Raw genomic sequence first — 558 nt, 5'->3', positions numbered from 1 at the left:
CGGCTACGTTCCATCCACCATGTCGCTGGCCGCGACAACAGCACCCCCTGTGCATCCATCATATCGCTACGGTTTAAAAGGCGCGTGCCAGGCGGCAGCATGTTAACGCCAGGGAAAATCTGGTTAATCTCGCTCATAAGAAAGCCCTCTTGAAATGTGCAATCAGTATAGCTTGATAGCATTCTATCATGCAAGCACTAGATACAAAAAAGCCCCCATCACCTGGGGGCAATTCAGTTACCAATGCAAAGGCAAAATACTAGGACTACTTCGAGGGATTACCAGCCCACAGCCACACCGGCACCGACAACAAAGTTATGCTGGGTATCGGTAGAAACTGCGGCTTTTACTACGGTGTTCTGAGACGCACGGGAAGAGAAGCCAACCGCTAACGCGCTTTCGCCGTCGGTGTTACCCACGCCCGCACCTACGTTAAAGGTTTGGGACTCGATAACCTGCGGGATAGTCGCGATTGCTGCAACGCCAGCGATACCGGCAGAAGCGCGACGACGGTTGCTTTCGACTTCGCTTTTCAGTTTGCCGAAGTTGGTTTGTGTA

1 protein-coding gene is annotated in these 558 nt (G+C 52.3%); it reads right to left on the bottom strand.

Annotated elements, in window-relative coordinates; translation table 11 throughout:
- Nucleotides 1-278 precede the first annotated feature (278 nt).
- Nucleotides 279-558, bottom strand: a 280-nt coding sequence (locus tag N1032_RS27115) for a YadA C-terminal domain-containing protein (RefSeq protein WP_259543803.1), incomplete at its 5' end; no start/stop codon positions are given.

This window comes from Herbiconiux daphne, assembly GCF_024979295.1.
Taxonomy (GTDB): domain Bacteria; phylum Actinomycetota; class Actinomycetes; order Actinomycetales; family Microbacteriaceae; genus Herbiconiux; species Herbiconiux daphnes.
This window is presented reverse-complemented; position numbering and strand designations above follow the sequence as displayed.